The 25,018-nt window shown below is 71.7% G+C and carries 23 protein-coding genes; 15 read left to right on the top strand and 8 right to left on the bottom strand.

What is annotated here, in order from left to right; translation table 11 throughout:
- The first annotated feature begins 23 nt into the window (after nt 1–23).
- From argC to Raf01_RS27090, 10 genes are all read left to right on the top strand, one after another.
- On the top strand, nt 24–1,040 hold the full coding sequence (gene argC / locus Raf01_RS27135; RefSeq protein WP_203920844.1) for an N-acetyl-gamma-glutamyl-phosphate reductase: 1,017 nt from the start codon (nt 24–26) through the stop codon (nt 1,038–1,040).
- A gap of 59 nt (nt 1,041–1,099) precedes the next feature.
- On the top strand, nt 1,100–2,287 hold the full coding sequence (gene argJ / locus Raf01_RS27130; RefSeq protein WP_203920911.1) for a bifunctional glutamate N-acetyltransferase/amino-acid acetyltransferase ArgJ: 1,188 nt from the start codon (nt 1,100–1,102) through the stop codon (nt 2,285–2,287).
- Between the two features lie 5 nt (nt 2,288–2,292).
- Complete coding sequence (gene argB, locus Raf01_RS27125) at nt 2,293–3,186, top strand: acetylglutamate kinase (protein ID WP_239133952.1); 894 nt, start codon at nt 2,293–2,295, stop codon at nt 3,184–3,186.
- Nucleotides 3,183–4,367: an acetylornithine transaminase gene (locus tag Raf01_RS27120; protein WP_203920843.1), complete on the top strand. Its 1,185-nt coding sequence runs from the start codon at nt 3,183–3,185 to the stop codon at nt 4,365–4,367. Before argB ends, Raf01_RS27120 begins: the two co-directional genes overlap by 4 nt.
- Nucleotides 4,364–5,332: an ornithine carbamoyltransferase gene (gene argF, locus Raf01_RS27115; protein WP_203920842.1), complete on the top strand. Its 969-nt coding sequence runs from the start codon at nt 4,364–4,366 to the stop codon at nt 5,330–5,332. The genes Raf01_RS27120 and argF overlap by 4 nt, the downstream gene beginning before the upstream one ends.
- The gene (locus Raf01_RS27110; RefSeq protein ID WP_203920841.1) at nt 5,329–5,850 is read left to right on the top strand and encodes an arginine repressor; all 522 of its coding nucleotides are present in this window, start codon (nt 5,329–5,331) and stop codon (nt 5,848–5,850) included. Before argF ends, Raf01_RS27110 begins: the two co-directional genes overlap by 4 nt.
- A gap of 65 nt (nt 5,851–5,915) precedes the next feature.
- On the top strand, nt 5,916–7,355 hold the full coding sequence (gene argH / locus Raf01_RS27105; protein ID WP_373319577.1) for an argininosuccinate lyase: 1,440 nt from the start codon (nt 5,916–5,918) through the stop codon (nt 7,353–7,355).
- Complete coding sequence (locus Raf01_RS27100; protein ID WP_203920908.1) at nt 7,325–7,963, top strand: DNA-3-methyladenine glycosylase; 639 nt, start codon at nt 7,325–7,327, stop codon at nt 7,961–7,963. Before argH ends, Raf01_RS27100 begins: the two co-directional genes overlap by 31 nt.
- Before the next feature lie 64 nt (nt 7,964–8,027).
- A complete protein-coding gene (locus tag Raf01_RS27095; protein ID WP_239133945.1) occupies nt 8,028–8,870 on the top strand; it encodes an ArsR/SmtB family transcription factor in 843 nt (280 codons plus the stop codon).
- Nucleotides 8,867–9,343: an SRPBCC family protein gene (locus tag Raf01_RS27090; protein ID WP_239133944.1), complete on the top strand. Its 477-nt coding sequence runs from the start codon at nt 8,867–8,869 to the stop codon at nt 9,341–9,343. Before Raf01_RS27095 ends, Raf01_RS27090 begins: the two co-directional genes overlap by 4 nt.
- A gap of 376 nt (nt 9,344–9,719) precedes the next feature.
- On the opposite strand, the gene Raf01_RS27085 is transcribed toward Raf01_RS27090, so the two are convergent.
- Nucleotides 9,720–10,922, bottom strand: a complete 1,203-nt coding sequence (locus Raf01_RS27085) for a geranylgeranyl reductase family protein (protein WP_203920905.1) — start codon at nt 10,920–10,922, stop codon at nt 9,720–9,722.
- A gap of 61 nt (nt 10,923–10,983) precedes the next feature.
- Nucleotides 10,984–11,844 (bottom strand): SDR family oxidoreductase, encoded by an 861-nt coding sequence (locus tag Raf01_RS27080; RefSeq protein WP_203920840.1) that lies wholly within the window; start codon nt 11,842–11,844, stop codon nt 10,984–10,986.
- 60 nt (nt 11,845–11,904) lie between these two features.
- Between Raf01_RS27080 and Raf01_RS27075 the strand changes: the two genes are divergently transcribed.
- From Raf01_RS27075 to Raf01_RS27065, 3 genes are all read left to right on the top strand, one after another.
- Nucleotides 11,905–12,501: a TetR/AcrR family transcriptional regulator gene (locus tag Raf01_RS27075; protein WP_203920839.1), complete on the top strand. Its 597-nt coding sequence runs from the start codon at nt 11,905–11,907 to the stop codon at nt 12,499–12,501.
- Between the two features lie 157 nt (nt 12,502–12,658).
- Complete coding sequence (locus tag Raf01_RS27070) at nt 12,659–12,982, top strand: YciI family protein (RefSeq protein ID WP_203920838.1); 324 nt, start codon at nt 12,659–12,661, stop codon at nt 12,980–12,982.
- 2 nt (nt 12,983–12,984) lie between these two features.
- Nucleotides 12,985–14,232, top strand: coding sequence for an RNA polymerase sigma factor (locus tag Raf01_RS27065; RefSeq protein ID WP_203920904.1), 1,248 nt, complete (start codon nt 12,985–12,987; stop codon nt 14,230–14,232).
- 18 nt (nt 14,233–14,250) lie between these two features.
- On the opposite strand, the gene Raf01_RS27060 is transcribed toward Raf01_RS27065, so the two are convergent.
- The 5 genes from Raf01_RS27060 to glgA are packed head-to-tail and all read right to left on the bottom strand — an operon-like array spanning nt 14,251 to nt 21,300.
- Nucleotides 14,251–15,105 (bottom strand): PDDEXK family nuclease, encoded by an 855-nt coding sequence (locus Raf01_RS27060; protein ID WP_239133943.1) that lies wholly within the window; start codon nt 15,103–15,105, stop codon nt 14,251–14,253.
- Nucleotides 15,106–15,154: 49 nt separating this feature from the next.
- Complete coding sequence (locus Raf01_RS27055; protein ID WP_203920837.1) at nt 15,155–15,922, bottom strand: alpha/beta fold hydrolase; 768 nt, start codon at nt 15,920–15,922, stop codon at nt 15,155–15,157.
- Between the two features lie 23 nt (nt 15,923–15,945).
- Complete coding sequence (glgB, locus tag Raf01_RS27050; protein WP_203920902.1) at nt 15,946–18,048, bottom strand: 1,4-alpha-glucan branching protein GlgB; 2,103 nt, start codon at nt 18,046–18,048, stop codon at nt 15,946–15,948.
- A gap of 11 nt (nt 18,049–18,059) precedes the next feature.
- Nucleotides 18,060–20,033: an alpha-1,4-glucan--maltose-1-phosphate maltosyltransferase gene (locus tag Raf01_RS27045; RefSeq protein ID WP_203920836.1), complete on the bottom strand. Its 1,974-nt coding sequence runs from the start codon at nt 20,031–20,033 to the stop codon at nt 18,060–18,062.
- Nucleotides 20,034–20,082: 49 nt separating this feature from the next.
- Complete coding sequence (gene glgA, locus Raf01_RS27040) at nt 20,083–21,300, bottom strand: glycogen synthase (protein WP_203920835.1); 1,218 nt, start codon at nt 21,298–21,300, stop codon at nt 20,083–20,085.
- Nucleotides 21,301–21,369: 69 nt separating this feature from the next.
- Here glgA and glgC point away from each other — a divergent pair, with 69 nt between their 5' ends.
- Both glgC and pgm read left to right on the top strand, forming a co-directional pair.
- Complete coding sequence (gene glgC / locus Raf01_RS27035; protein ID WP_203920834.1) at nt 21,370–22,602, top strand: glucose-1-phosphate adenylyltransferase; 1,233 nt, start codon at nt 21,370–21,372, stop codon at nt 22,600–22,602.
- Nucleotides 22,602–24,263, top strand: a complete 1,662-nt coding sequence (gene pgm / locus Raf01_RS27030; RefSeq protein ID WP_203920833.1) for a phosphoglucomutase (alpha-D-glucose-1,6-bisphosphate-dependent) — start codon at nt 22,602–22,604, stop codon at nt 24,261–24,263. Before glgC ends, pgm begins: the two co-directional genes overlap by 1 nt.
- 5 nt (nt 24,264–24,268) lie before the next feature.
- Here pgm and Raf01_RS27025 read toward each other — a convergent pair whose 3' ends face one another.
- Nucleotides 24,269–25,015, bottom strand: coding sequence for a TioE family transcriptional regulator (locus Raf01_RS27025; RefSeq protein WP_203920832.1), 747 nt, complete (start codon nt 25,013–25,015; stop codon nt 24,269–24,271).
- Nucleotides 25,016–25,018 lie beyond the last annotated feature (3 nt).

Genomic DNA, 25,018 nt, shown 5'->3' with positions numbered 1-25,018 from the left:
CATAGCGATGCGAGGGAGGATGCATGGGTGCGCGAGTGGCGGTCGCGGGCGCCAGCGGGTACGCCGGGGGTGAGCTGCTGCGCCTGCTGGCCGGGCACCCCGAGGTCGAGGTGGTGGCGGCGACCGCGCACAGCCAGGCGGGTGCCCCTTTGGGGGCGGTACACCCGAATCTGGTCAGTCTGGCCGACCTCGTCCTGACCGAGACCGATCCGGACGCGCTGGCGAGCGCCGACCTGGTCTTCCTGGCCCTGCCGCACGGCGAGTCGGGAGCCCTGGCGGCCGCGCTTGCGCCGCAGACGAAGATCGTCGACCTGGGCGCCGATCACCGGCTGCGGGACGCCGGCCAGTGGGCGCGGTACTACGGCGGGCCGCACTCCGGCACCTGGACCTACGGGCTTCCGGAGCTTCCCGGGCAGCGTGCGGCCATCGCGGCCGCGTCGCGGGTGGCGAACACCGGCTGCTACGCGGTGTCGGTCATCCTCGCGCTCGCCCCGCTGATCGCGGCCGGGATCGCGGACCCCGACGATGTGGTGGTGGTCGCTTCGTCGGGTACCTCCGGGGCGGGGCGGGGACTCAAGCCGCACCTGCTGGCCAGTGAGGTGATGGGCGACCTGTCGCCGTACAAGGTCGGTGCGCACCAGCACGTACCGGAGATCAAGCAGGCCACCGGGGCGCACACGCTGTCGCTGACCCCGGTGCTGGCGCCGATGCCGCGGGGCATCCTGGCCACGGTCACCGCCCGGCCGGTCTCGGCAGGCGTTACCGCCGCCGACGTGGGCGCGGCGCTGGCCGAGGCGTACCAGGGGGAGCCGTTCGTGCGGGTACTGCCCGCGGGGGCCTGGCCGCACACGGCCGCGACGTTCGGTTCGAACGCCGCGCACCTGCAGGCCACGATCGACGTGGACTCGGGGCGCATCGTGGTGGTGTCCGCCATCGACAACCTGGGCAAGGGCGCGGCCGGGCAGGCTGTCCAGTGCGCGAACCTGATGCTCGGCCTGACCGAGACCGCCGGCCTGACCGCGAACGGGCTGGCGCCGTGACCGGGGTCGTCGGGACCGAGGAAGCGACCGCCGCCGCCGGCGACGGATCGGCGGCGGGCGTGACCGCCGCCCGGGGGTTCCGCGCGGCCGGGGTGGCCGCCGGGATCAAGGCCAGCGGAGCGCTGGACCTCGCGCTGGTCGTCAACGACGGTCCGGCCGCGGCGGCGGCCGGGGTGTTCACCGCCAACCGGGTCAAGGCGGCGCCGGTGCTGTGGAGCCAGCAGGTGCTGCGCGGCGGGGTGGTACACGCGGTGGTGCTCAACTCCGGCGGCGCCAACGCCTGCACCGGCGCGCCGGGCTTCCAGGACACGCACGCGACCGCGGAGCACGCGGCGCGGGTACTGAGCGGGGCGCCGGCCGGCGTCGAGGTCGGGGCCGGCGAGGTGGCGGTCTGCTCGACCGGGCTGATCGGCGAGCGGCTGCCGATGGACAGCCTGCTGCGCGGCGTCGAGACCGCGGCCGGGGAACTGTCCGGCAACGGCGGCGGGCCGGCGGCGCGGGCCATCATGACGACCGACACGAGGCCGAAGACCACGGTGGTCGCGGGCGGCGGCGGTAGCGACGCCGGTGGCGGCTGGTGCGTCGGCGGGATGGCGAAGGGTGCCGGCATGCTGGCTCCCGGCCTGGCGACGATGCTGGTGGTGCTCACCACCGACGCCGTCGCGGACGCGGCGACCCTGGACACCGCGCTGCGCGAGGCGACCCGGGTGAGTTTCGACCGGGTCGACTCCGACGGCTGCATGTCCACCAACGACACCGTGCTGCTGCTGGCTTCCGGCGCCTCCGGCATCGCCCCGGAGCAGGCCGAGCTGACCGCCGCGGTGACGGCCGCCTGCCACGACCTGGCTGCCGCGCTGCTGGCCGACGCCGAGGGCTCCACCAAGGACATCGCCATCGAGGTGACCGGGGCGGCGAGCGAGGCCGACGCCCTCGAGGTCGGCCGGACGGTGGCGCGCAACAACCTGGTGAAGACCGCGCTGTTCGGCAACGACCCGAACTGGGGACGCATCATCGCCGCGGTCGGCACCACGGACGCCGCGTTCGAGGCCGACCGGGTCGACGTCGCCGTCAACGGGGTGTGGGTGTGCCGGGGCGGCTGCGCGGCCGAGGACCGGTCCACAGTGGACCTGACCGGACGGGCGGTGACGATAACGGTGGACCTGCACGCCGGTGGACACGAGGCGACCATCTGGACCAACGACCTGTCGCTGGCGTACGTGCACGAGAACTCGGCGTACTCGTCGTGAGCGCCGTGGAGAGCCTGCTGACCCGGGATCTGGCGGCCGCACAGACCAAGGCGGCCACGCTGATCGAGGCGCTGCCGTGGCTGGCCCGGTTCCACGGGGCCACCATCGTCATCAAGTACGGCGGCAACGCGATGACCTCACCGGAGCTGCGCCGCCACTTCGCCGCCGACATGGTGTTCCTGCGCTACGTCGGGCTCAGGCCGGTCGTGGTGCACGGCGGCGGGCCGCAGATCTCGGCGATGCTGAGCCGGCTGGGCATCCAGAGCGAGTTCCGCGGCGGGCTGCGGGTCACCACGCCCGAGGCGATGGACGTGGTCCGGATGGTGCTGGTCGGTCAGGTCGGCCGGGAACTGGTCGGTCTGATCAACGAGCATGGCCCGTACGCGGTCGGTCTGTCCGGTGAGGACGCCCGGCTGTTCACCGCCGTACGCCGACCGGCCTATGTGGACGGTGAGCCGGTGGACGTCGGTCAGGTGGGCGACGTGGACGCGGTCAACGTCTCCGCGGTCGCCGATCTCATCGCGGCCGGGCGGATCCCGGTGGTGTCCACGGTCGCGCCCGACGCGGATGGCGTCCTGCACAACCTGAACGCGGACACCGCCGCGGCGGCGCTGGCCGTCGCGCTGCGCGCCCGCAAGCTGGTGGTGCTGACCGATGTCACCGGGCTCTACGCGTCCTGGCCGGACGAGTCGAGCCTGATCTCGCAGATCGGCACTGACGCGCTGGCCGAACTGCTGCCGCGCCTGGAATCGGGCATGGTCCCGAAGATGGAAGCCTGCCTGCGCGCGGTGCGCGGCGGCGTACCCGCGGCCCACGTCGTCGACGGCCGGGTCGCCCACTCAACTCTGCTGGAAGTCTTCACCTCGGAAGGGTTCGGAACGATGGTGGTTCCCTCATGACCGGCTCGTTGGTCGCGCGTTGGCAACAGTCCATGATGGACAATTACGGGACGCCGCCGATGGCCCTGGTGCGCGGCGAGGGCTCGGTCGTCTGGGACGAGTCCGGCCGCCCGTACGTCGACCTGGTCAGCGGCATCGCGGTCAACGCGCTCGGGCACGCGCACCCGGCGGTGGTCGCCGCGGTCAGCCGGCAGATCGCGACCCTCGGACACGTGTCGAACCTGTACATCGCCGAGCCGCCAGTGGCGCTGGCCGAACTGCTGCTGGCCCTGGCCGGCCGGCCGGGCCGGGCGTTCTTCTGCAACTCCGGGTCGGAGGCCAACGAGGCGGCGTTCAAGCTGTCCCGCCGTACCGGCCGTACCCACGTGGTGGCGGCCGAGGGCGGGTTCCACGGCCGTACCATGGGCAGCCTCGCGCTGACCGGCCAGCCGGCGAAGGCCGACCCGTTCCGGCCGCTGCCCGGCGACGTGACTCACGTGCCGTACGGCTCGGTGGAGGCGCTGGAGACGGCGGTCACCGATGAGACCGCCATGGTGATCCTGGAGCCGATCCAGGGCGAGCAGGGAGTCGTGGTACCGCCCAGCGGGTACCTCGCCGCGGCCCGGCAGATCACTTCGCGCCACGGCGCGTTGCTGGTCCTCGACGAGGTACAGACCGGCGTCGGGCGCACCGGGCACTGGTTCGCCCACCAGGCCGAGGGCGTCGAGCCGGACGTGCTGACCCTGGCCAAGGGCCTGGCCGGCGGGCTGCCGATCGGTGCCTGCCTGGCGTTCGGCCCGGCCGCCGACCTGCTCGGCCCGGGCAGCCACGGCACCACGTTCGGTGGCAACCCGGTCAGCTGCGCCGCCGCGCTGGCCGTGCTCGGCACGATCTCCTCCGAGGGCCTGCTCGACCACGTCAAGCGGATCGGGGAACGGTTGCGCCGGGGCATCGAGGCGCTGGGCCACCCGCTCGTGTCCGGCGTGCGCGGCTCCGGCCTGCTGCTGGGAATCGTGCTCACCGCGCCGGTCGCCGGGGCGCTCGCGGGTGCGCTGCGCGAGGCCGGGTTCCTGGTCAACGCGGTTCAACCGGACGTCGTGCGGCTGGTACCGCCGCTCATCTTCACGGCCGAGCAGGCCGACGCGTTCGTCAGCGCGCTGTCCATTGTGGATAGTTCGGCTGTCCTTGGAGACAAGAAATGATCCGGCACTTCCTGCGCGACGACGACCTGAGCCCGGCCGAGCAGGGCGCGGTACTCGACCTGGCGGCCACCTTCAAGACCGACCGGTACGCCCACCGGCCGCTGGCCGGCCCGCGCCCGGTGGCGCTCATCTTCGAGAAGCCGTCGCTGCGCACCCGGGTCTCCTTCGAAACCGGCGTCGCTCAGCTGGGCGGGCACCCGCTGGTCATCGACGCCCGCTCCACGCACTTCGGCCGGGGCGAGACCATCGAGGACGCGGCAGCCGTACTGTCCCGGTACGTGGACGCGATCGTGATCCGTACCTTCTCCGACGAGCGGCTGGCGGCGCTGGCCGGCGCGGCCGGCGTACCGGTGGTCAACGCGCTCACCGACGGGTTCCACCCGTGCCAGCTGCTGGCCGACCTGCTCACCATCCGGGAACGGTTGGGCGGCACCGCCGGCCGTACCCTGGCCTACGTCGGCGACGCGGCGAACAACATGGCCCACTCGTACCTGCTGGCCGGGGTGACCGCGGGGATGCGGGTACGGGTCGGCGGACCGGCCGGGTACGACCCGGATCCGGCGGTGGTGTCCCGGGCGCACGAGATCGCCGCGTGGACCGGCGGCGGGGTGGAGACACTGCGCGACCCGTACGAGACGGTCGACGGGGCGGACGTGGTGGTCACCGACGCCTGGACCTCCATGGGCCACGAGGAGGACGGGCGGGACCGGATCAGGCCGTTCCTGCCGTACCAGGTCAACAGCAAGCTGCTGGGCGCCGCGGCACCCGGGGCGATCGTGCTGCACTGCCTGCCGGCGCACCGGGGCGAGGAGATCACCGACGAGGTGATGGACGGTTCGCACAGCGCCGTGTTCGACCAGGCCGAAAACCGGCTGCACGCGCAGAAGGCGCTACTGGCCTGGCTGGTGTCCACACCGGACGGAGCACAGTCCGATGTGGACGGTCAGGGGCAGGCGCGACGATGACCGCCCCGCTGACCAAGACCGCGCGGCACGCCCGCATCGCCCGGCTGATCCGCGAGCGGGCGGTGCGCTCGCAGACCGAGCTGGCCGACCTGCTGTCGGCCGACGGGGTGCAGGTCACCCAGGCGACCCTGTCGCGCGATCTGGAGGAGATGGGGGCGGTGAAGGTACGCACGAGCGACGGCGCCCCGGCCGCGTACCTCATCCCGGAGGACGGCAACCCCGTCCTGCGCCCGGCCGAGCAGGCGCCGGCCCGGCTGGTACGGCTGCTGCGCGAACTGCTCACCGGCGCCGACGCGAGCGGTAACCTGGTGGTTCTGCGTACCCCGCCCGGGGCCGCGCAGTTCCTCGCCAGCGCGCTGGACCGCTCCGGCCTGCCCGATGTCGTGGGCACCATCGCCGGCGACGACACGATCCTGGTCGTGGCCCGGGAGACCGGCGCCGACGCGATCAACACCAGCGGCCACCGGCTGGCCGCGAAGCTGTCCAGCTGGGCTGGGCGCGAGGAAGGAAACGAGTAGATGAGCGGCCTTCTGGCCCAGGCCCGGGATGCGGGGCTCCCGGAGCGGTGAGCACAATAGCCAACGTGAACGATCAGTCACTCACCGAAGGCTCGACCCGGCTGTGGGGCGGGCGCTTCGCCGGCGGTCCGGCCGAAGCACTGGCCCGGTTGTCCGTCAGCGTCCAGTTCGACTGGCGGCTGGCCCCCTACGACCTGGCCGGTTCCCGGGCACACGCCCGGGTGCTGGCCCGCGCCGGGCTGCTGTCCGCCGACGAACTCGGCCGCATGCTGGCCGCCCTCGACGACCTGGAGGCGGCCTGCGCTTCCGGCGAGTTCCGGCCGACGGTGGATGACGAGGACGTGCACACCGCGCTGGAGCGCGGCCTGCTGGAGCGCCTCGGCGCGCTCGGTGGCAAGCTGCGCGCCGGCCGGTCGCGTAACGACCAGGTGGCCACCGACCTGCGGCTCTACCTCCGCGACCACGCCCGGGGTGTGGCCGCCCGCGTGGTGGAGTTGGCCGACGCGCTGACCGAACAGGCCGAGCGGCACGTGGACACGCCCGCGCCCGGCATGACCCACCTCCAGCACGCCCAGCCGATCACGTTCGGCCACCAGTTGCTGGCGCACGTCCAGGCGCTGCTGCGCGACCTCGACCGGCTGCGCGACTGGGACCGCCGGGCGGCGGTCAGCCCGCTGGGCGCGGGGGCGCTGGCCGGCTCGTCGCTGCCGCTGGATCCGGTACAGGTGGCCAAGGAACTGGGCTTCGAGCAGGCCGCGCCGAACTCGATCGACGCGGTGGCCGACCGCGACTTCGTCGCCGAACTGCTGTTCGTGCTCGCCCTCGCCGGCGTGCACCTGTCCCGGCTCGGCGAGGAGGTCGTGCTGTGGACGACGCCGGAGTTCGGCTGGGTCGAGCTGGACGACGGGTTCGCGACCGGCTCCTCGATCATGCCGCAGAAGAAGAACTCGGACATCGCCGAGCTGGCCCGGGGTAAGACCGGCCGGCTGATCGGCGGGCTGGTCTCGGTGCTCACCATGCTCAAGGGGCTGCCGCTGGCCTACGACCGGGACATGCAGGAGGACAAGGAGCCGGTCTTCGACGCGGTGGACACCCTGGAACTCGTGCTGCCCGCGCTGGCCGGGATGATCTCCACGATGACGGTACGGGTGGATCGGCTGGTCGCCGCGGCTCCGCAGGGGTACACGCTGGCGACCGAGGTCGCCGACTGGCTGGTGCAGCGGGGCGTACCGTTCCGGGACGCGCACGAGATCACCGGACGGTTGGTCGCGCTGGCCGCCGCCCGCGAGTGCGCGCTGGAAGAGGTGTCCGATGAGGACCTCGCGGCGGTGTCGCCGGAGCTGAGCCCGCAGGTGCGGGAGGTGCTGTCGGTACGGGGGGCGCTGGCCGCCCGCCGCACCCCGGGGTCGACCGGGCCCGGGCCGGTGGCCGACCAGCTGGTCGGCGTGCAGGACCGGCTCGACGGCTGGCGCGGCTGGGCGAGCGAGCGGGTGGTACCCCGCTGAACCTCGTCGAGTTACTGGCCGGCCCGGTCGAGCGGGCCGCCCGGGGGCTGCTCGGGTGCCGGCTGTCCGCGGGCGGGGTCACCGTACGGCTGACCGAGGTGGAGGCGTACTCGGGTACCGGGCTGGATCCGGCGTCGCACGCGCACCGGGGGCGTACCCCTCGCAACGAGGTGATGTTCGGTCCGGCCGGGTACGCCTACGTGTACTTCACGTACGGAATGCATTGGTGCATGAACGTCGTGTGCGGCGTGGAGGGCGAAGCATCCGCGGTACTGCTGCGGGCCGGGTCCGTGGTGGACGGCCTCGATGCGGCGCGAGCCCGCCGTACGGCGGTGCGCCGGGACGTCGACCTGGCCCGCGGGCCGGCGCGGCTGTGTTCGGCGCTGGGCATCGACCGCACGTTCTACGGCACGAATCTGCTCGACGGCCGCGGGCCAGGGCTGCTGGTGCCGCCGGACGGTCCGGTTGGCGAGATCGTGGCGGGGCCCCGGGTCGGGGTGACCGGCGCGCACGACCTGCCGTGGCGCTTCTGGATCGCGGGCGACCCGACGGTCAGCGTGTACCGGCGGCACGTCCCCCGTACCCGCCCGAGCGGGAAAGTCCTCTAACACCTTCCGCCGTTGACATGCACCCGTCTGGCTGCCTATCGTGAACAGGCAGCCACGAGGCTGCATGTTGGGAGTGGTCACCGAGGTGGATGAGGTCTTCAGGGCGCTCGCCGACGCGAGCCGCCGTCGGTTGCTGGACAGCCTGAACGACCGCAACGGGCAGACCCTGCGCGAGCTGTGCGTCGGGCTGGACATGGCCCGGCAGTCCGTCAGCAAGCACCTGGCCGTGCTGGAGGCGGCCGACCTGGTGACCACGGTGTGGCGCGGTCGGGAGAAGTTGCACTACCTGAACGCCGCACCCATCAACGCCATCAGCGAGCGCTGGATCGACCGGTACAACCGCGAACGGGTGCGCGCGCTCGCCGACCTGAAGACCGCACTGGAGCAGGAACCGATGCCCGATCCCGGATTCGTCTACACCACCTACGTCAACACCACGCCGGAACGGCTCTGGGCGGCGCTGACCGACCCGGCGTTCACCCGCCGGTACTGGGGCGTGGCCTTCGAGACCGACTGGTCGGCCGGATCGCCGATGGTCTGGGAGGAAAACGGCGTGAAGATCGCCGATCCCGCTCAGGTTGTCCTCGAAGCCGAACCGTACCGTCGGCTGTCCTACACGTGGCACACCTTCACACCGGAGTGGGCGCGGGCGCACGGGTTCGACGACGAGCTGCTCGGGCGGTTGCGCGGCGAGAGCCGGTCGAAGGTGACGTTCGACATCGAGCCGCACGGCCGGATGGTGAAGCTGACGGTCGTCCACGACGACCTCGACCCCGACGGCACCGTGGTGCGGATGGTCGGCCAGGGATGGCCGCACCTGCTGTCCAACCTGAAGACCCTGCTGGAGACGGGCGAGACCCTTCCGGCGGTACCGAACCCGAATGACCCAGGAGGTCGTGTGACATGAGTGAGCTCACCCTGACCGGTACCCCGACCGTGGCCGCCGACATGCTCATCCGCAGGCCGGTCGCGGAGGTCTTCCGGGCCTTCGCCGACCCGGCCGTCACCACCAGGTTCTGGTTCACCAAGAGCAGCGGTGAGCTGGGTCCAGGCGCTCGCGTGCGGTGGGACTGGGAGATGTACGGCGTCTCGACCACGGTCTCGGTCAAGGAGTTCGAGCGGGACCGCCGGATCGTCTTCGAGTGGAACGAGGACAGTCCGACGACCGTCGAGTTCCGGTTCGTGCCCTGGGAGGACGACACCACGTTCGTCCAAGTCACTGAGGTCGGGGTGGGTGGTGACGGGGACACGGCCGTCGCGTACGTGACCGGCTCGACCGCCGGTTTCACCAAGGTGCTGTGCGCGGCCAAGGCGCTGCTCGAACACGACGTCGTCCTGACCGTCGTGCTGGATCACCGCCCGCCGGGGCTTGAGGTCTGAGACCCGCCGCCCGACCCGATCCGACCCGATCCGACCTGGCGCGTGCTGGGCCGCCGGCCGCCGGCTGCCGGGGTGGTTGTCTGCTGGACGCTTTGCTCCGCTTACCTGTAGGCAACACTCGAACGCCGTTTGTGTTGCGTATGGGTAAGCAGAGCAAAGGCTGGCGCAGGAGGGTTGCCCCGGCGGGCGGAGCCGGACGACGGCCGCCCGCGGCACCGGCTTGGCGGACAGAGCCGGACGACGGCCGCCCGCGGCACCGGCTTGGCGGACAGAGCCGGACGACGGCCGCCCGCGGGACCGGCTCGGCGGGCGGAGCCAGACGACGGCCGCCCGCGGGACCGGCTCGGCGGGCCGGCCGACTCGGCGGACGATCGACTCAGCGGGACGATCGGCCGGCGGCGCCGAGCAGCACCGGGTCGCGCCCTCCCCGGCCGAGCGCGGCCAGCGCCGTGCGCACGCCCGGGCGGCCAACAGCTCCGGCGAAGCTGACCTCGCTGCGACACAGCTTGGTGAACGCCCGCCAGCCGGGCGGAGTGGCCAGCGTCCGGTGGAACAGGCCGGGGTGCCGCATGAAGGCGGACAGCAGCCGTCGCCCTGCGCGCATCTCCGGGATCAGTACCCGGTCCACGTCGCGAAGGTAGCCGTCCAGGGCGCGGTCGAACTCCGCCTCGTCGGCCGCCCCGGCTGCTGCCGCCGCGGCGGTTCCGGCGAAGGTACCCGAGCGCAGCGCGAAGCTGATCCCCTCGCGGGTCCACGGTTCGAGCAGGCCGGCCGCGTCACCGGCGACGAGGACGCGGCCCTTGCGCAGGGGGGAGTCGAGGGTACGGCACCGGGTCAGGTGCCCGGAGTCGTGCACCGGCGGGTACCCGGCCAGTCCGAGCCGGTCGACGAACCGCCGCAGGTACGCGCGGGTGCCGTCGCCCTGGCCGCGGGCGGCGATGACGCCGACGGTGAGCCGGTCGGACTTGGGGAACACCCAGCCGTACGAGCCGGGGATGGGTCCCCAGTCGAGCTGGAGCCTGCCGCGCCACCGGTGCCGGACCGGCTCGGGTACCGGAACCTCCACCTCCAGGCCGAGGTCGACCTGCTCGAACTCGACGCCGGCGTGCCGGGCGCTGACGCCCCCCGATCCGTCGGTACCCACGAGGACCCGCGCCCGTACCTGCTCGCCACCGGCCAGCCGTGCGACGGCCTGGCCGCCGTCATGGTCGATCGCGCGCACCATGGAGTCCTCGCGGATGCTGGCCCCGGCCTCGGCGGCGGCCTTGCGCAGGGCGTCGTCGAACTCGTCGCGCAGCACCATCTCCAGCAGCGGCCGGGTGGTGTCCTCCCGGCTGAACTCGCGGTCACCGTCGTGCGTGGCGGTCACCGCGTGGATGTGGTCGCGGGAGGGGACGGTGATCCAGGGTGCGACGGTTGCCAGCGACGCTCCGATCAGGCCGCCGCCGCAAGTCTTGTAGCGGGGGTACCGCGACCGTTCCAGGACAACCGTTCGGGCGCCGGCGGTCGCCGCGGTGATCGCCGCGGCCAGCCCGGCCGGCCCGCCGCCGACGACGGCGACATCCCACTCCTCGCGCATGGACACTTCACGAGCCTAATTGGCGGGACGGCGGCGGCCGGCGACGGGCCGACCCCTGGCTTCAGGACCGGCGGGCGTCGTCGGCGTCGGTACTGTAGGCCAGCTCCCGCTGTGCCTCCAGCGCGGCGAGCCGGTCGCGCAGCGCGGCGGTGATCTGCTCGTACGCGCCGCCGCCGAGGACCAGGCGCTTCGGAGCCGGCGACACGCCGGTCGAGTCGACGATGGCCCGGGCGATCTTGGCCGGGTCGCCGGCGATGGCACGGCTCAGGAACTCGGGATCGGCGCCGGTGAGCAGGCCGCGCACCTGCCCGACGACGGTGTCCCGGTAGGCGTCGATGGGTGGGGCGAGCATCAGGTTGCGGTTGAAGCCGGTGCGGCTGCCGCCGGGCTCGACGAGAGTGGTCTCGATGCCGAAGGGTGCGAGTTCCAGGGCGAGGGACTCGTAGAAGCCTTCCACGCCGAACTTGGTGGCGTTGTAGAGGCTCATGCCGGGGTCCGGTACCTGGCCGCCTGAGCTGGACAGCTGCACGATCCGGCCGCCGCCCTGGGCGCGCAGGTGGGGGATGACCGCGCGGGCCACCTGGATGGGGCCGACCAGGTTGACGGCGAGCTGGTGCGCGAGTTGTTCGTCGGACGCCTCCTCGGCGGCGCCGAGCAGGCCGACCCCGGCGTTGGACACCACGACGTCGACGCGGCCGAACCGCGCCCAGGCGCCGTCGACCGCCCGCCGAACCGCCGGGGCATCGGTCACGTCCAGGCTGGTGGTCCACAGCTGCGGGCCGTACCGGTCGGTCAGCTCGTCCAGCGCCCCGGGGCGGCGGGCCGTCGCCGCGACCCGGTCGCCGCGCTCCAGCAGCAGGCTGGTCAGGTGGTAGCCGAGGCCGGAGCCGGCGCCGGTGATGAACCAGGTCTTCGTCGTCATGATCAGCGGGCCTCCGTGGTTAATGGCGTTTACCAGGTAAGTGGTGTTAACCTAGCTCGCGTGACGCGACCCGCCAAGCGCCCGCTGGGGCACCACCACGGTGATCTGCGCAACGCGCTGGAACAGGCCGCGCTGGCACTGGTCGCCGACACCGGCCCGCGCGGGTTCACCCTCGCCGAGGCCAGCCGCCGGGCCGGGGTCAGCGTCGCGGCGCCGTACAAGCACTACGCGGACCGCGACGCGCTGCTGGCCGCGGTCGCCCTGCGCGGCTACCTGGAACAGAAGCGCCGCTTCTCGGAGGCGGTGGCCGGCGCGAGCGATCCGGTCGAGCAACTGGCCCGGTTCGGTTCGGCGTACGTGCTGTTCGCCGTTCAGGAGCGGGCGCTGTTCGAGGTGACGTTCGCGGCCGGGTTGGACAAGTCCCGCTATCCGGAGTTGGCCGAGGCCGGCAACGACGTGCTCGCGGTACTGACCGGACCGGCCGGTCGGCTGCGCGACGACCCCGCGGCCGCGCTGGAACTGGTACTGGCCGTCGCGGCCTCCGCGCACGGCCTCGCGGTCTTCCTGCTCGAAGGCGTGTTCGGGCCGGTCGCCGAGGCGCTGCCGGCCACCCGGCAACGTGCGGCCGACTCGGCCCGCCGGCTCGCCGGAAAGTGACGCGCCCGCGGCTCGCCGGGCAGTGACGCCGGCAGGCGTACCAGAAAGTCTTCGCAAGAAATCCGCGAAGCGGTGTCGGATCGGGGCAGCGGCGTTCGTAGCAGGGGTGAGAGGCAGCCCACGAGGGACGCCCCGAACCATAGGAGATGATTTTCAGATGCAGTACCTGGTCTCCGTGATCGACGACAAGATCAATCCCGGCAGCACGGACAGGCGGCCTGCCATCAGCGTGTTCAACGAACGACTGATCGCCGAGGGCTACTGGGTTTTCGCGGGCGGACTCGCGGACACCGACGCGGCCACGGTCGTCGACAACCGGGGCGAGCAGGCGGTGTTCAGCGACGGGCCTTTCGTGGAGTCGAAGGAGTACCTCGCCGGCGTCTGGGTGTGGGAGGTCCCCGATCTGGACGTGGCGCTCAAGCTCGCCGCCGAGGCGTCGAAGGTCTGTGATCGGAAGATCGAGGTGCGGCCGTTCCTGTGAGCGTGATCGACGTCCAGTCGGCGATCACCGAGGCGCACCACGAGGAGTGGGCGCGGGTGGTCGCCGCCCTGACCAAGCGTTTCGGTGACCTCGACATCGCCGAGGAAGCGGCGGCCGAGGCGTTCGCGACCGCCGTCGAGCGGTGGCCCGCCGACGGCGTGCCGCCCAACCCCGGCGCCTGGCTGACCACCACCGCCAACCGTAAGGCCATCGACCGGATCCGGCGCGAGAGCAAGCGCGACGACAAGCAGAGGGAGGCTCAGCTGTTGTACGACGACGACCCGCCCGAGCCTCTCGGCGCCATCGACGACGAGCGGCTCCGGCTGATCTTCATCTGCTGCCACCCGGCGCTGGCGATGGAGACCCGGGTGGCGCTGACGCTGCGCATGGTCGCCGGGCTGACCGTACCCGAGATCGCCCGGGCCTTCCTGGTGCAGGAGGCAGCCATGGGGCAGCGGATCACCCGCGCGAAGGCCAAGATCAAAGCGGCCCGCATCCCTTACCGGGTGCCGTCCATGGAGGACCTGCCGACCCGCCTCTCCGGCGTACTCGCCGTGCTCTTCCTCGTCTTCAACGAGGGCTACCTGGCGAGCGGCTCCGACAGCGATCCCGTACGTCACGAGCTGACCGCCGAGGCGATCCGGCTCACCCGCCTGATCCGTGCCCTCCTGCCGGAGGACGGTGAGGTGGCCGGGCTGCTGGCGCTGATGCTCCTCACCGAGGCCCGCCGCACCGCCCGGGTCTCGGCCAGCGGCGAACTGGTCACCCTCGACGAACAGGACCGGGGTGCCTGGGACGCGACGCTGATCGCCGAAGGTCACCAGCTGGTACGCGAACGCCTAGCCGCCCGGGTGGCTCCGGGGCGGTACCAGATCCTCGCCGCGATCAACGCCGTGCACACCTCCGCCCGCGACGTACGCGACACCGACTGGTCGCAGGTCGTCGCGCTCTACGACCAGCTCGTCCGCCTCGACCCGTCGCCGATCGTCGCCCTCAACCGGGCTATCGCGGTCGCCGAGCTCGACGGCCCGGAGGTGGCACTGGCGATCGTCGACCGTCTCGACCACTCGTTGGCCGGCTATCACGCCTACCATGCGACCCGTGCCGACCTGCTGCGCCGGCTGGGCCGCAGCCAGAATTCACGGGCGGCCTACGACAAGGCCATCGAACTGGCGACCAACACCGCCGAGATCGCGTACCTGACACGCCGCCGCAACCAACTGGGTCAGGCCGTGTCTCCTCCGGCCTGACGCCGGGCACGACCGGCGTCAGTCGAACGAGACGTGCTCGAACGCGAACGGGGTGGCCATCTCGTCCCGGCGCCGCTTGAGGTCGTCCAGCTCGCGGGCGAGGTCCCGCTTGTCGCGCAGCACGGGTTCGGCGACGTCCAGCGTCCTTAGCCGTTCGCCGATCGCCGCCGTCGCGACGTCCTCGACCAGCCGGTCGACCTCGACGCCGCAGGAGAACCGGTACTGCCAGATCCGGGTACGGGCGAACAGGCACCGCCCCTCGCGGACGTCCAGCCACGCCCAGCCCTCGGCGGCGCCGTCCCGCCAGGACACGGTGAGGCTGCGCACGATCGGGTCGATGAGCCGGCCGCCGACGTAGGCGTCGACGGCGGTGACCCGGGCGACGGCGCCGAGATCGTTGACAAATCCCTCGCGGCCGTCGGGCAGCCGGCCGGTGATGTCGCGGTACCCGGGCGGTTCGCCGCCGGTGGCGGTCGTGTACGCGTACGCGTCCAGGACGTACTCGATGAACCGCCGCGCGAACGGCGGGGCGCCGCACGCCGGGGACTCGACGCGCAGCAGCGGCAGGCCGGCGGCCCCGCACACGGCGGCGCTCGCCCGGTCGGCGCGGATCTCGGCGCGGTCGCCTGGGTCGTGAGCCTCGACGGCCAGTACCGTCGCGTCGCTCAACGGATCGGTCACCACGAACGCCAACGGGGTACGGGTCGCCGAGCTCCACTGGTGCGCGGTGATGCCGGCCGGCCGGTTGCGGACCACCTGGCCGAGTCGCTGTCCTTGCCGGACAAGGAAACCGGCGCGCTCGAAGGTCGTCGGCGCGCCGGGCGCCCGCACCGGCGCGGCTGTCTCACGGCTCGCGAGCCGATCTCTGATCACGGAGTCCGCTCTTTCTCTCTTGCCATGCCGCCCCAGGCTCGCAGCTATGCTAGAGATTGCCGCCAGAGATGAGGAAATCCACGATCGCGGCGGTGAGTTCCGGTGTGCCGACCGCCGCCACGTGGTCTCCGGGTACCGTGGCCCGAACGCCGTGCGGCAGCGTCGCGACCAACTCGTCGGCGGTCGCGGCGCGCTCGTCGTCGGCCCCCACCACGACGAGCGTCGGCACCTGGATGCCGCCGATCGGTTCGGCCGGCGTGGCGACCATCGAATCCATCACGTGCAGCAGCGCGACCGGGTCTTCACCGGCTGATCGCAGCCATTGCTCGGTGCGCTCCTCCGGTGAGCCCGGCTCGAACGTCCCCCACCCGTTGAGAATCGGCCGCAGGCGCGCCGAGGCGCCGCCTCCCGTGCCGAGCAGCTCCCGCATTCCCTGGCCCGCGACCACCGCCCGGCCCGGTGTCGCACCGCGCACCAGCATCCGCACCGCGATCCGCGCGCCGAGCGAGTACCCGCCGAGGTCGTAGTCGTCCAAGCCGAGGTGTTCGACGAGGGCCAGCCCGTCGTCGGCCAGCACGTCGAGGGGATAGGCGGCGGGGTCGTGGGGCTTGGCGCTGCGGCCATGTCCGCGGAAATCCGGCAGGATCACGCGGTAGCCGTGCGTCGCGATCGTCTCGGCCTGGCCGTGGCGCAGCCACAGCGTCCCGTCGCTCAGGAGGCCGTGAAGCAGCACGAGCGGCCTGCCCTCGCCGACCTCCCGGTAGGCGAGGTTCACGCCGTCACGGCCGGGGAAGAAGGACACTGCGAGATCGGGCATGTACCGCAGCGTATTCCGCGTGTCTACTCGGGACGCAACCAGAGCACGCCCAGCGGCGGTACCCGCAGCGACGCCGAGGCCGGCAAGCCATGCCACGGCTGGGGTTCGGCCCGTACGCTGCCCAGGTTGCCCACGCCCGAGCCGCCGTAGCTGTGCGAGTCGGTGTTGATCATCTCGGTCCAGGTGCCAGCCGTGGGCAGGCCCAACCGGTACCCCTCGTGCGGCAGCGCCGAGAAGTTGGCCACGCACACCAGCGTCGTGCCGTCGGCCGCGAGCCGGATGAACGCGACGGTGTTGTTGCCGGCGTCGTCACCGACGATCCAGCGGAACCCGTTCGGCGTGGTGTCCTGCGACCACAGCGCGGGACTGGCGCGGTACGCCGTGTTGAGGTCACCGACCAGTCGCTGCACGCCGGCCCGATCCGGATCCTGCAACAGGCCCCAGTCCAGGCCGCGGCTCTCGCTCCACTCCCGGTCGTCGCCCAGTTCGCAGCCCATGAACAGCAGTTGCTTGCCCGGGTGCGCCCACATGTACGCGAGCAGGGCCCGGGTGCCGGCCAGCCGGCGCCAGGTGTCGCCCGGCATCTTGCCGGTCAGCGAACCCTTGCCGTGCACCACTTCGTCATGGCTGATCGGCAGCACGTAGTTCTCGCTCCACGCGTAGACAAGCGAGAAGGTGAGCTGGTTGTGGTGGTACTGCCGGTGGATCGGGTCCTTGGCCAGGTATGACAGGGTGTCGTGCATCCAGCCCATGTTCCACTTGAAGCCGAAGCCCAGGCCGCCGGCGGAGGTCGGCTGGGTGACTCCGGGCCACGCGGTGGACTCCTCGGCCACCATGAGGATGCCGGGGTGGTGCCGGTAGGCGGTGGCGTTGACCTCCTGGAGCAGCCCGATCGCCTCCAGGTTTTCCCGGCCGCCGTACTGGTTGGGTGCCCACTGGCCGTCCTCGCGCGAGTAGTCGAGATACAGCATCGAGGCAACCGCGTCGACCCGCAGACCGTCCACATGGAACTCTTCGAGCCAGTACAGCGCGTTGGCGACCAGGAAGTTGCGCACCTCCGTACGGCCGTAGTCGAACACGTACGTGCCCCAGTCCGGGTGCTCGCCGCGACGGGGGTCGGGGTGCTCGTACAGCGGGGTGCCGTCGAATCGGGCCAGTGCCCATTCGTCGCGCGGAAAGTGCGCGGGCACCCAGTCGAGGATGACGCCGATGCCGGCCTGATGCAGCCGGTCCACCAGGTAGCGCAGGTCGTCTGGTTCGCCGAAGCGGGCGGTGGGCGCGTAGTAGCCGGTGACCTGGTATCCCCAGGAGCCGCCGAACGGGTGCTCCATGACGGGCAGAAACTCCACGTGCGTGAAGCCCAGCTCCAGCACGTACTCGGTGAGCTGGTCGGCCAGGTCGCGATAGGACAGTCCGGGGCGCCACGAGCCGAGGTGCACCTCGTACACGCTGACCGGCTCGCGGTGCTGCGATGCCTGGGCGCGCTGCTCCATCCAGCGCGCGTCGCCCCAGTCGTAGCCGGAGCGGTAGACCACGGAGGCGGTGGCCGGCGGTACCTCGGTGTGTGTGGCCAGCGGGTCGGCCTTCTCGCGCCACTCGCCGTCCGGGCCGAGGATCCGGAACTTGTAGCGCTGCCCGGGGGCGGCCGACGGAACGAACAGTTCCCAGATGCCGCTGCTGCCCATCGAGCGCATGGGCCAACCCTCGTACGGGCCCCAGCCGGTGAAGTCGCCGACCACCCGTACCCCTCGGGCGTTGGGCGCCCAGACCGCGAACGCGACCCCGTCGGCGTGCGGGTGGGCGCCGAGTATGGTCCACAGCCGTTCGTGGCGCCCCTCACCGATCAGGTGCAGGTCCAGGTCGCCGACCGTCGGTGGGTACCGGTAGGGGTCGTCCACCCGCTGACCGTCCACGTCCAAGCGGTAGTCCAGTACGGCACCCGGTACGGTCGCCTCGAACACGCCGGTCTCGTGGACCCGGTTCATCGGGTACCGGCCGTCCTCGGCCACCACGACGGCCTCCTCGGCGTCGCGCCGGAAGGTGCGGATGACCGTGTCGCCGCCGTTCGGGTGCGCACCCAGCAGCGCGTGCGGGTCGTGAATCTCGCCGCTGACCAGGTTGCCCATGATGTTGCCCATCAGACCTCGCCAGGGTGGTGGACGGTGAAAATGTGCGCGGGCACAAGGTACGGGTCCAGCCGTATCGCGTTGCGCTGGCCCCAGTCGTAGCTCGCCCCGGTCAGTTCGTCGCGCACGGTGAACCGGTCCTGCCAGTCCATGCCCAGCGCCGGCATGTCCAGAGTCGTGTTGCCCCACTGCACGTTCGCCGAGTCGAGGGAGCAGACCACCAGGACCGTGTTTCCGGTCGCCGGGTCGCGCTTGGACCAGCACAGCAGGGCGTCGTTGTCGATGTCGTGGAAGCGCAGGTTGCGCAGCCAGTGCAGGGCCGGGTTGTCTCGGCGGATCGCGTTGAGCTGCCCGATGAAACCGGACAGCGACTGGCCGGCCGCCTCCTGCCCGGCCCAGTTCCGGGGGCGCAGCTGGAACTTCTCGTTGTCCAGATACTCCTCGGCGCCCGGGCGAGCCTCGTGCTCGAACAGTTCATAACCGGCGTACATACCCCAGGACGGCGAGAGCATGCTCGCCAGTACCGCCCGGATTTTGAACATCGGCGGCCCGCCGTGCTGAAGCGTCTCGTGCAGGATGTCCGGGGTGTTGGGCCAGAAGTTGGGCCGCATGTGGTCGGCGCTCTCGACCAGCTCCTCGCAGTACGCCCGCAGCTCGGCGGCCGTGGTGCGCCAGGTGAAGTAGGTGTACGACTGGGTGAAGCCGATCTTGCCCAGGCCGTGCATGACGGCCGGGCGGGTGAACGCCTCGGCGAGAAACAGCACGTCCGGCTCCGCGCGTTTGACCTCGCCGATCAGCCAGTGCCAGAAGTCCAGCGGCTTGGTGTGCGGGTTGTCCACCCGGAACGCCCGGATGCCCAGACTCACCCAGTGCAGCACGATGCGCAGCACCTCGGCGCGGATGCCGTCCGGGTCGTTGTCGAAGTTGAGCGGGTAGATGTCCTGGTATTTCTTCGGCGGGTTCTCGGCGTACGCGATGGAGCCGTCCGGGCGGTGGGTGAACCACTCCGGGTGCTTGGTGGCCCAGGGGTGGTCGGGAGCGGTCTGCAGCGCCAGGTCCATGGCCACCTCCAGGCCCACCTCCCGGGCGGCGGCGATGAAGTCCCGGAAGTCGGCCTCGGTGCCCAGGTCGGGGTGGATCGCGTCGTGCCCGCCCTCGGCGGAGCCGATCGCCCACGGGGAGCCGACGTCGTCCGGCTCAGCGACCAGGGCGTTGTTCTTTCCCTTGCGGTTGATCCGGCCGATCGGGTGGATCGGTGGCAGGTAGAGCACGTCGAAGCCCATCGCCGCGACATCGGGCAGCCGGGCGGTCGCGGTGGCGAACGTGCCGTGCTCGGCCGGTTCGCCGGGCGCCGGCACCGCGACGCCCTCGGAACGCGGGAAGAACTCGTACCAGGCGGAGAACAGCGCGCGCGGCCGGTCGACCCAGATCGGGTACTCGGCGGAGCGGGTGACCAGCTCCCGCACCGGGTACCGCCAGAGCACGTCGGCCACGGCCAGGGCGGGGGAGACCCGGGCGAACAGCGGGATGTGCGTGTCGGCGAGCCCGGCCGCCGCTCCTTCGAGCCGGGAGTGCACCTGGGTGGGCGCGGTGGCCAGGGCCGCCTGGAGGATCTGCTGGCCCTCGACCAGGTCGGCGGCCACATCCTCCAGCCCCTGGCCGGCGTCGAGCTTCTTGCTGATGGCGTCGCGCCAGGTCAGGTACGGGTCGTGGAACGCCTCGACAGCGAAGGTCCAGGAGCCGGCCGCGTCCGGGGTGATCGTGGCGTGCCAGCGGTCGTGTCCCGCCTCGCCGGGCCTCATCCGGGTGAACGGGTGCGGGTCGCCGTCCGGACCCCACCAGACCACGTTGCAGCCCAGCGCGGCGTGGCCCTCCCGATAGGCGGTCGCGGCGACCGGCACGATCTCGCCGGCGACCGCCTTGGCCGGATAGCGCCCGCACTCCACCGCGGGCGTGACGTCCTCGATCGGGAACCGTCCAGTCATCGTCCCAACGTAAACCAGCCCGGCCCGGATCTCTCGGCGAGCGGATCGGCTACCCGAGTACCTGCTGGTACACCCGCATGGTTTTCTCGGCGATCGACGCCCAGGAGAACCGCTCGACGGCGCGGCGCCGCCCGGCCCGGCCCATCCGCGCCGCCAGCTCCGGGTCCTCCAGCAGCTCGGTGATCGCCGCGGCGAGGTCGGCGACGAACCGGTCCGGAGCGACCGGGTCGCCGCCGCCGGGCGCCTGGTCGATCGGGACCAGCAGGCCGGTCTCCCGGTCGGCGACCACCTCCGGGATGCCGCCGGTGGCGGTGGCCACGACGGCGGCCTCGCAGGCCATCGCCTCCAGGTTGACGATCCCCATCGGCTCGTAGATCGACGGGCAGACGAACACGGTGCTGTGCGAGAGCACCTGGATGACCTCGTGCTTGGGCAGCATCTCCAGCACCCAGACCACGCCGTCGCGCCGCTCGCGCAGCCCGGCGACCAGGTGCTCCACCTCGGCGGCGATCTCCGGCGTGTCGGGCGCCCCGGCCAGCAGGACGAGCTGCGCGCCGGCGGGCAGCCGGTCGGCGGCGCGCAGAAGGTACGGCAGCCCCTTCTGCCGGGTGACCCGGCCGACGTACGTGACGGTCGGCCGGTCCGGGTCGATGCCGAGCCGGGCCAGCACGTCGGTGCCCGGATCCCGGGCGTACTGCCCGGTGTCGATGCCGTTGTGCACCACGCGTACCCGAGCCGGGGCGACGGACGGGTAGCAGGCGAGCAGGTCGCGACGCATGCCGTCGGAGACCGCGATGACCGCGTCGGCCGCCTCGATCGCGGTGCGCTCACACCAGGACGACAGCGCGTAGCCGCCGCCGAGCTGCTCGGCCTTCCATGGCCGTAGCGGCTCCAGGCTGTGCGTCGTGACCACGTGCGGTACGCCGTGCAGCAGCTTGGCGACGTGGCCGGCGAGGTTCGCGTACCAGGTGTGGCTGTGCACCACGTCGGTGCCGGCGCAACCCGCGGCCATCTCCAGGTCGATGCCCATGGTGGCGAGGGCGGCATTGGCGCCGGCCAACCCGGCCGGTGTGGCGTATCCGGTGACGCCGGCCTGTGGCCGGGGACCGGGCGCCCCGAAGCAGTGCACCCGCACGTCGGCCAGCGGGCGCAGGTTGTCGGCGAGGTACTCGACGTGCACGCCGGCGCCGCCGTACACGTCCGGCGGGTACTCCCTGGTGAGCAGGTCGACACGTAGCGCGGGGGTGGTCGCGGGGGATGCGTCCATGGACGCACCCTAGTCCCGTATCGGCGCTCTGCACTGGCGCGGAGCCGGACTGGTGGTTAGCGTCCTGTCATGGGTAGCAAGGTGCTCGCCATCGTGTTGGCGGGCGGCGAGGGAAAACGCCTGATGCCGCTGACCGCCGATCGTGCCAAGCCCGCCGTCCCGTTCGGCGGGATCTACCGAATGATCGACTTCGTCCTGTCCAACCTCGCCAACGCCGGGTACCTGAAGATCGTGGTGCTGACCCAGTACAAGTCGCACTCGCTCGACCGGCACGTGACGATGACCTGGCGGATGTCCACGTTGCTGGGCAACTACGTGGCCCCGGTCCCGGCGCAGCAGCGGCTGGGCCCGCAGTGGTTCGCCGGCTCGGCCGACGCCATCTACCAGAGCCTCAACCTCGTCTACGACGCGTCGCCGGACTACGTGCTGGTCTTCGGCGCCGACCACATCTACCGGATGGATCCGGAGCAGATGCTGGCCGCGCACATCGAGTCCGGCGCGGCGGTCACGGTGGCCGGCATCCGCCAGCCGCTGTCCCAGGCCGACCAGTTCGGCGTGATCGACGTGGGCGAGGACGGCCGGCGCATCCGGGCGTTCCGCGAGAAGCCGACCGACGCCACCGGGCTGCCCGACGCGCCGGATGAGATCTACGCGTCGATGGGCAACTACGTGTTCACCGCGCGGGAGCTGATCGACGCGGTCACCCGGGACGCGAAGGACCCGCGCAGCCGGCACGACATGGGGGGCAATATCATTCCGGCGTTCGTCGAGCGGGGCGAGGCCAATGTGTACGACTTCCGGGACAACCAGGTGCCGGGGAGTACCGATCGCGATCGCGGGTACTGGCGGGACGTGGGAACCCTGGATTCGTACTATGAGGCCCATATGGACCTCATCTCCATCCATCCGGTCTTCAACCTGTACAACTCCGACTGGCCGATCCTGACTGGACACGGGCCGTGGCCGCCGGCCAAGTTCGTGCACGGCTGGCAGGAGCGGGTCGGGCGGGCGGTGGGTTCCATGATTTCGCCCGGCGTGGTGGTCTCCGGCTCGCTGGTGGAGAACTCGGTCATCTCGCCCAATGTGCGGGTGCACTCCTGGGCGCACGTCGAGGGTTCGGTGGTGATGGAGGGCGTGGACATCGGCCGTCACGCGGTGGTGCGCAACGCCATCATCGACAAGAACGTCGTGGTCCCCGAAGGGTGTGAGATCGGTGTGGACCTGGAACGGGACCGGGAACGGTACAAGGTGACCGACCGTGGCGTCGTCGTCATCGGCAAGGGGCAGAAGGTGGAGGCTTGATGTCTGGCAACCCACGGGCCGGTCAGCCCGCGCAGCCGTCGGATCTGGTGGATGTCGCGGCCGTGCTCGCCGCGTACCACGACGAGCACCCGGACCCGTCGGATCCGGCGCAGCAGGTCACGTTCGGTACCTCCGGGCACCGCGGGTCCAGCCTGCGCAAGGCGTTCAACTCCGACCACATCGTGGCGATCAGCCAGGCGATCTGTGACTACCGGCGGCTGCAACGCATCGACGGCCCGCTGTTCCTGGGTCGGGACACCCACGCCCTGTCGGAGCCGGCGACGCAGGACGCGCTGTCCGTGTTCGCCGCCAACGGCTGCCGGGTGCTGATCGACGAGCGCGACGGGTACACCCCGACGCCCGCGCTGTCGCACGCCATCATCAGCTACAACCTGGGCCGAGAGTCCGGGTTCGCCGACGGCGTGGTGGTCACCCCGTCGCACAACCCGCCGGACGACGGCGGCTTCAAGTACAACCCGCCCAGCGGCGGCCCGGCCGACTCCGACGTGACGCGGTGGATCCAGAACCGGGCCAATGAGCTGATGGCCGGCGGGCTGCGCGAGGTGCGCCGGGTGCCGTACGAGCGGGCGAAGTCCGCCGACAGCACCGGCCGGTACGACTTCCTCGCCCGGTACGTCGACGACCTGCCCTCGGTGGTGGACCTGGCCGCGGTGCGTTCGGCCGGCCTGCGCATCGGCGCCGATCCGCTGGGCGGTGCCAGCGTCGCGTACTGGGAGGAGATCGCCTCACGGCACGGCCTCGACCTGACCGTGGTCAACAAGACCGTCGACCCGGCCTGGTCGTTCATGACGCTGGACTCGGACGGGAAGATCCGCACGGACTGCTCGTCGCCGTACGCGATGGCCTCGCTGATCGCCCAGCGGGATGCGTTCCAGGTGGCCACCGGCAACGACGCGGACGCCGACCGGCACGGGATCGTCACGCCCGACGCCGGCCTGATGAACCCGAACCACTACCTGGCGGTGGCCATCTCGTACCTGTTCTCCCACCGGGACGGCTGGCAGGACTACTCGGCGATCGGAAAGACGCTGGTGTCCTCCTCGATGATCGACCGGGTGGCGGACGACCTGGGCCGGCAGCTCGTCGAGGTACCGGTGGGCTTCAAGTACTTCGTGTCCGGCCTGCTGGACGGCTCGATCGCGTTCGGCGGCGAGGAGAGCGCCGGAGGTTCGTTCCTGCGCGCCGACGGGCGCACCTGGACCACGGACAAGGATGGCATCCTGATGTGCCTGCTGGCGTCGGAGATCACCGCGGTGACCGGCCGTACGCCCAGCGAGCACTACGCCGACCTGACCTCCCGCTTCGGTGAGCCGGCCTACGCCCGGCTCGACGTGCCGGCCGACCGGGAGCAGAAGAAGCTGCTCGGGGCGCTGTCGCCGGAGCAGGTGCCGGCGAAGTCGCTGGCCGGGGAGCCGATTACCCAGACGCTGACCGAGGCGCCGGGCAACGGCGCGGCGATCGGCGGCCTGAAGGTGTGCACCGACTCGGGGTGGTTCGCGGCCCGGCCGTCGGGCACCGAGGACGTCTACAAGATCTACGCGGAGTCGTTCAAGGGGCCCGAGCACCTGGAGCGCATCCAGGAGGAGGCCCGGGCTGTGGTGTCCCAGGTTCTCAACCAGGACAAAAACGTGCCGGCCTAGCTTGCCTAGCTCACCTGGCCGCCGGCCGGTCTCCGGGCGGAGTCCGGCCGGCAGCCGAGGTAGGCGTCCAGTGCCGCGGCGCCGGCGAGCATGGCGTGGCCGCGGGCCGACAGGCGGGCGCGCCAGTCGTCCAGCATCGATGCGAGGGGTGCGACGCCCCCGGCGGAGCGGACCTGGACGATCAGCGGGGCGATCTGCCCCAGCCGGTAGCCACCCCGCCTGAGCTGGTGGATGAGCAGGGTGTCGCGCACGTCGGCCGCACTGTAGACCCGGTAGCCCGTGTGCGGGTCGCGGCGCGGCTGGACCAGGCCGGCGCGTTCCCACTTGCGCAGGGTGGCCGGGCGGATGCCGAGCCTTCCGGCCAGCGGGCCGACGAAGGTGTCGCCGCGTTCCTGCGGTACCGGGCCGAGGTCGCCGAGCGCCGCTTCGACGGCCCGGAGCGTGCGGCGGTCCTCGAGAAGCTGGGCGTGACTTTCGTCGATGATCGCGAGCGCGTGCTCGGTCGCGTCCCGGTTGATCGCCCGCATGACCGACGCGGCCGTCCGGTGGCCGTGCCCGGGCACCAGGGCGAGGAACGCGCGCAGCGCGTTCCCGTGCAGCGGCGTGTACGTGCGGTAGCCGTGCGCGCTGCGTTCGGCGTCCGGAAGGATGCCGGCCGCCTCGTAGTTCCTGACAGCCTGCGTGGACAGGCCGTGCCGGCGCGCCAGGTCAACCGGCCTGAGCTGCCCACCGCTTTGAAGGTTTCGCGCCACTGT

Source organism: Rugosimonospora africana (assembly GCF_016862975.1).
Classification (GTDB): domain Bacteria; phylum Actinomycetota; class Actinomycetes; order Mycobacteriales; family Micromonosporaceae; genus Rugosimonospora; species Rugosimonospora africana.
This window is presented reverse-complemented; position numbering and strand designations above follow the sequence as displayed.

Bases quoted from the DNA above. Each gene is read 5' to 3' on its own strand.
- Raf01_RS27095 (WP_239133945.1), top strand. From the start codon at position 8,028: ATGTTGGGAGTGGTCACCGAGGTGGATGAGGTCTTCAGGGCGCTCGCC.
- glgB (WP_203920902.1), bottom strand. From the start codon at position 18,048: ATGGGCAACCTGGTCAGCGGCGAGATTCACGACCCGCACGCGCTGCTG.
- Raf01_RS27080 (WP_203920840.1), bottom strand. From the start codon at position 11,844: ATGACGACGAAGACCTGGTTCATCACCGGCGCCGGCTCCGGCCTCGGC.
- Raf01_RS27110 (WP_203920841.1), top strand. From the start codon at position 5,329: ATGACCGCCCCGCTGACCAAGACCGCGCGGCACGCCCGCATCGCCCGG.
- Raf01_RS27045 (WP_203920836.1), bottom strand. From the start codon at position 20,033: ATGACTGGACGGTTCCCGATCGAGGACGTCACGCCCGCGGTGGAGTGC.
- glgA (WP_203920835.1), bottom strand. From the start codon at position 21,300: ATGGACGCATCCCCCGCGACCACCCCCGCGCTACGTGTCGACCTGCTC.
- argF (WP_203920842.1), top strand. From the start codon at position 4,364: ATGATCCGGCACTTCCTGCGCGACGACGACCTGAGCCCGGCCGAGCAG.
- Raf01_RS27090 (WP_239133944.1), top strand. From the start codon at position 8,867: ATGAGTGAGCTCACCCTGACCGGTACCCCGACCGTGGCCGCCGACATG.
- glgC (WP_203920834.1), top strand. From the start codon at position 21,370: ATGGGTAGCAAGGTGCTCGCCATCGTGTTGGCGGGCGGCGAGGGAAAA.
- Raf01_RS27085 (WP_203920905.1), bottom strand. From the start codon at position 10,922: ATGCGCGAGGAGTGGGATGTCGCCGTCGTCGGCGGCGGGCCGGCCGGG.
- Raf01_RS27120 (WP_203920843.1), top strand. From the start codon at position 3,183: ATGACCGGCTCGTTGGTCGCGCGTTGGCAACAGTCCATGATGGACAAT.
- pgm (WP_203920833.1), top strand. From the start codon at position 22,602: ATGTCTGGCAACCCACGGGCCGGTCAGCCCGCGCAGCCGTCGGATCTG.
- Raf01_RS27070 (WP_203920838.1), top strand. From the start codon at position 12,659: ATGCAGTACCTGGTCTCCGTGATCGACGACAAGATCAATCCCGGCAGC.
- argC (WP_203920844.1), top strand. From the start codon at position 24: ATGGGTGCGCGAGTGGCGGTCGCGGGCGCCAGCGGGTACGCCGGGGGT.
- Raf01_RS27055 (WP_203920837.1), bottom strand. From the start codon at position 15,922: ATGCCCGATCTCGCAGTGTCCTTCTTCCCCGGCCGTGACGGCGTGAAC.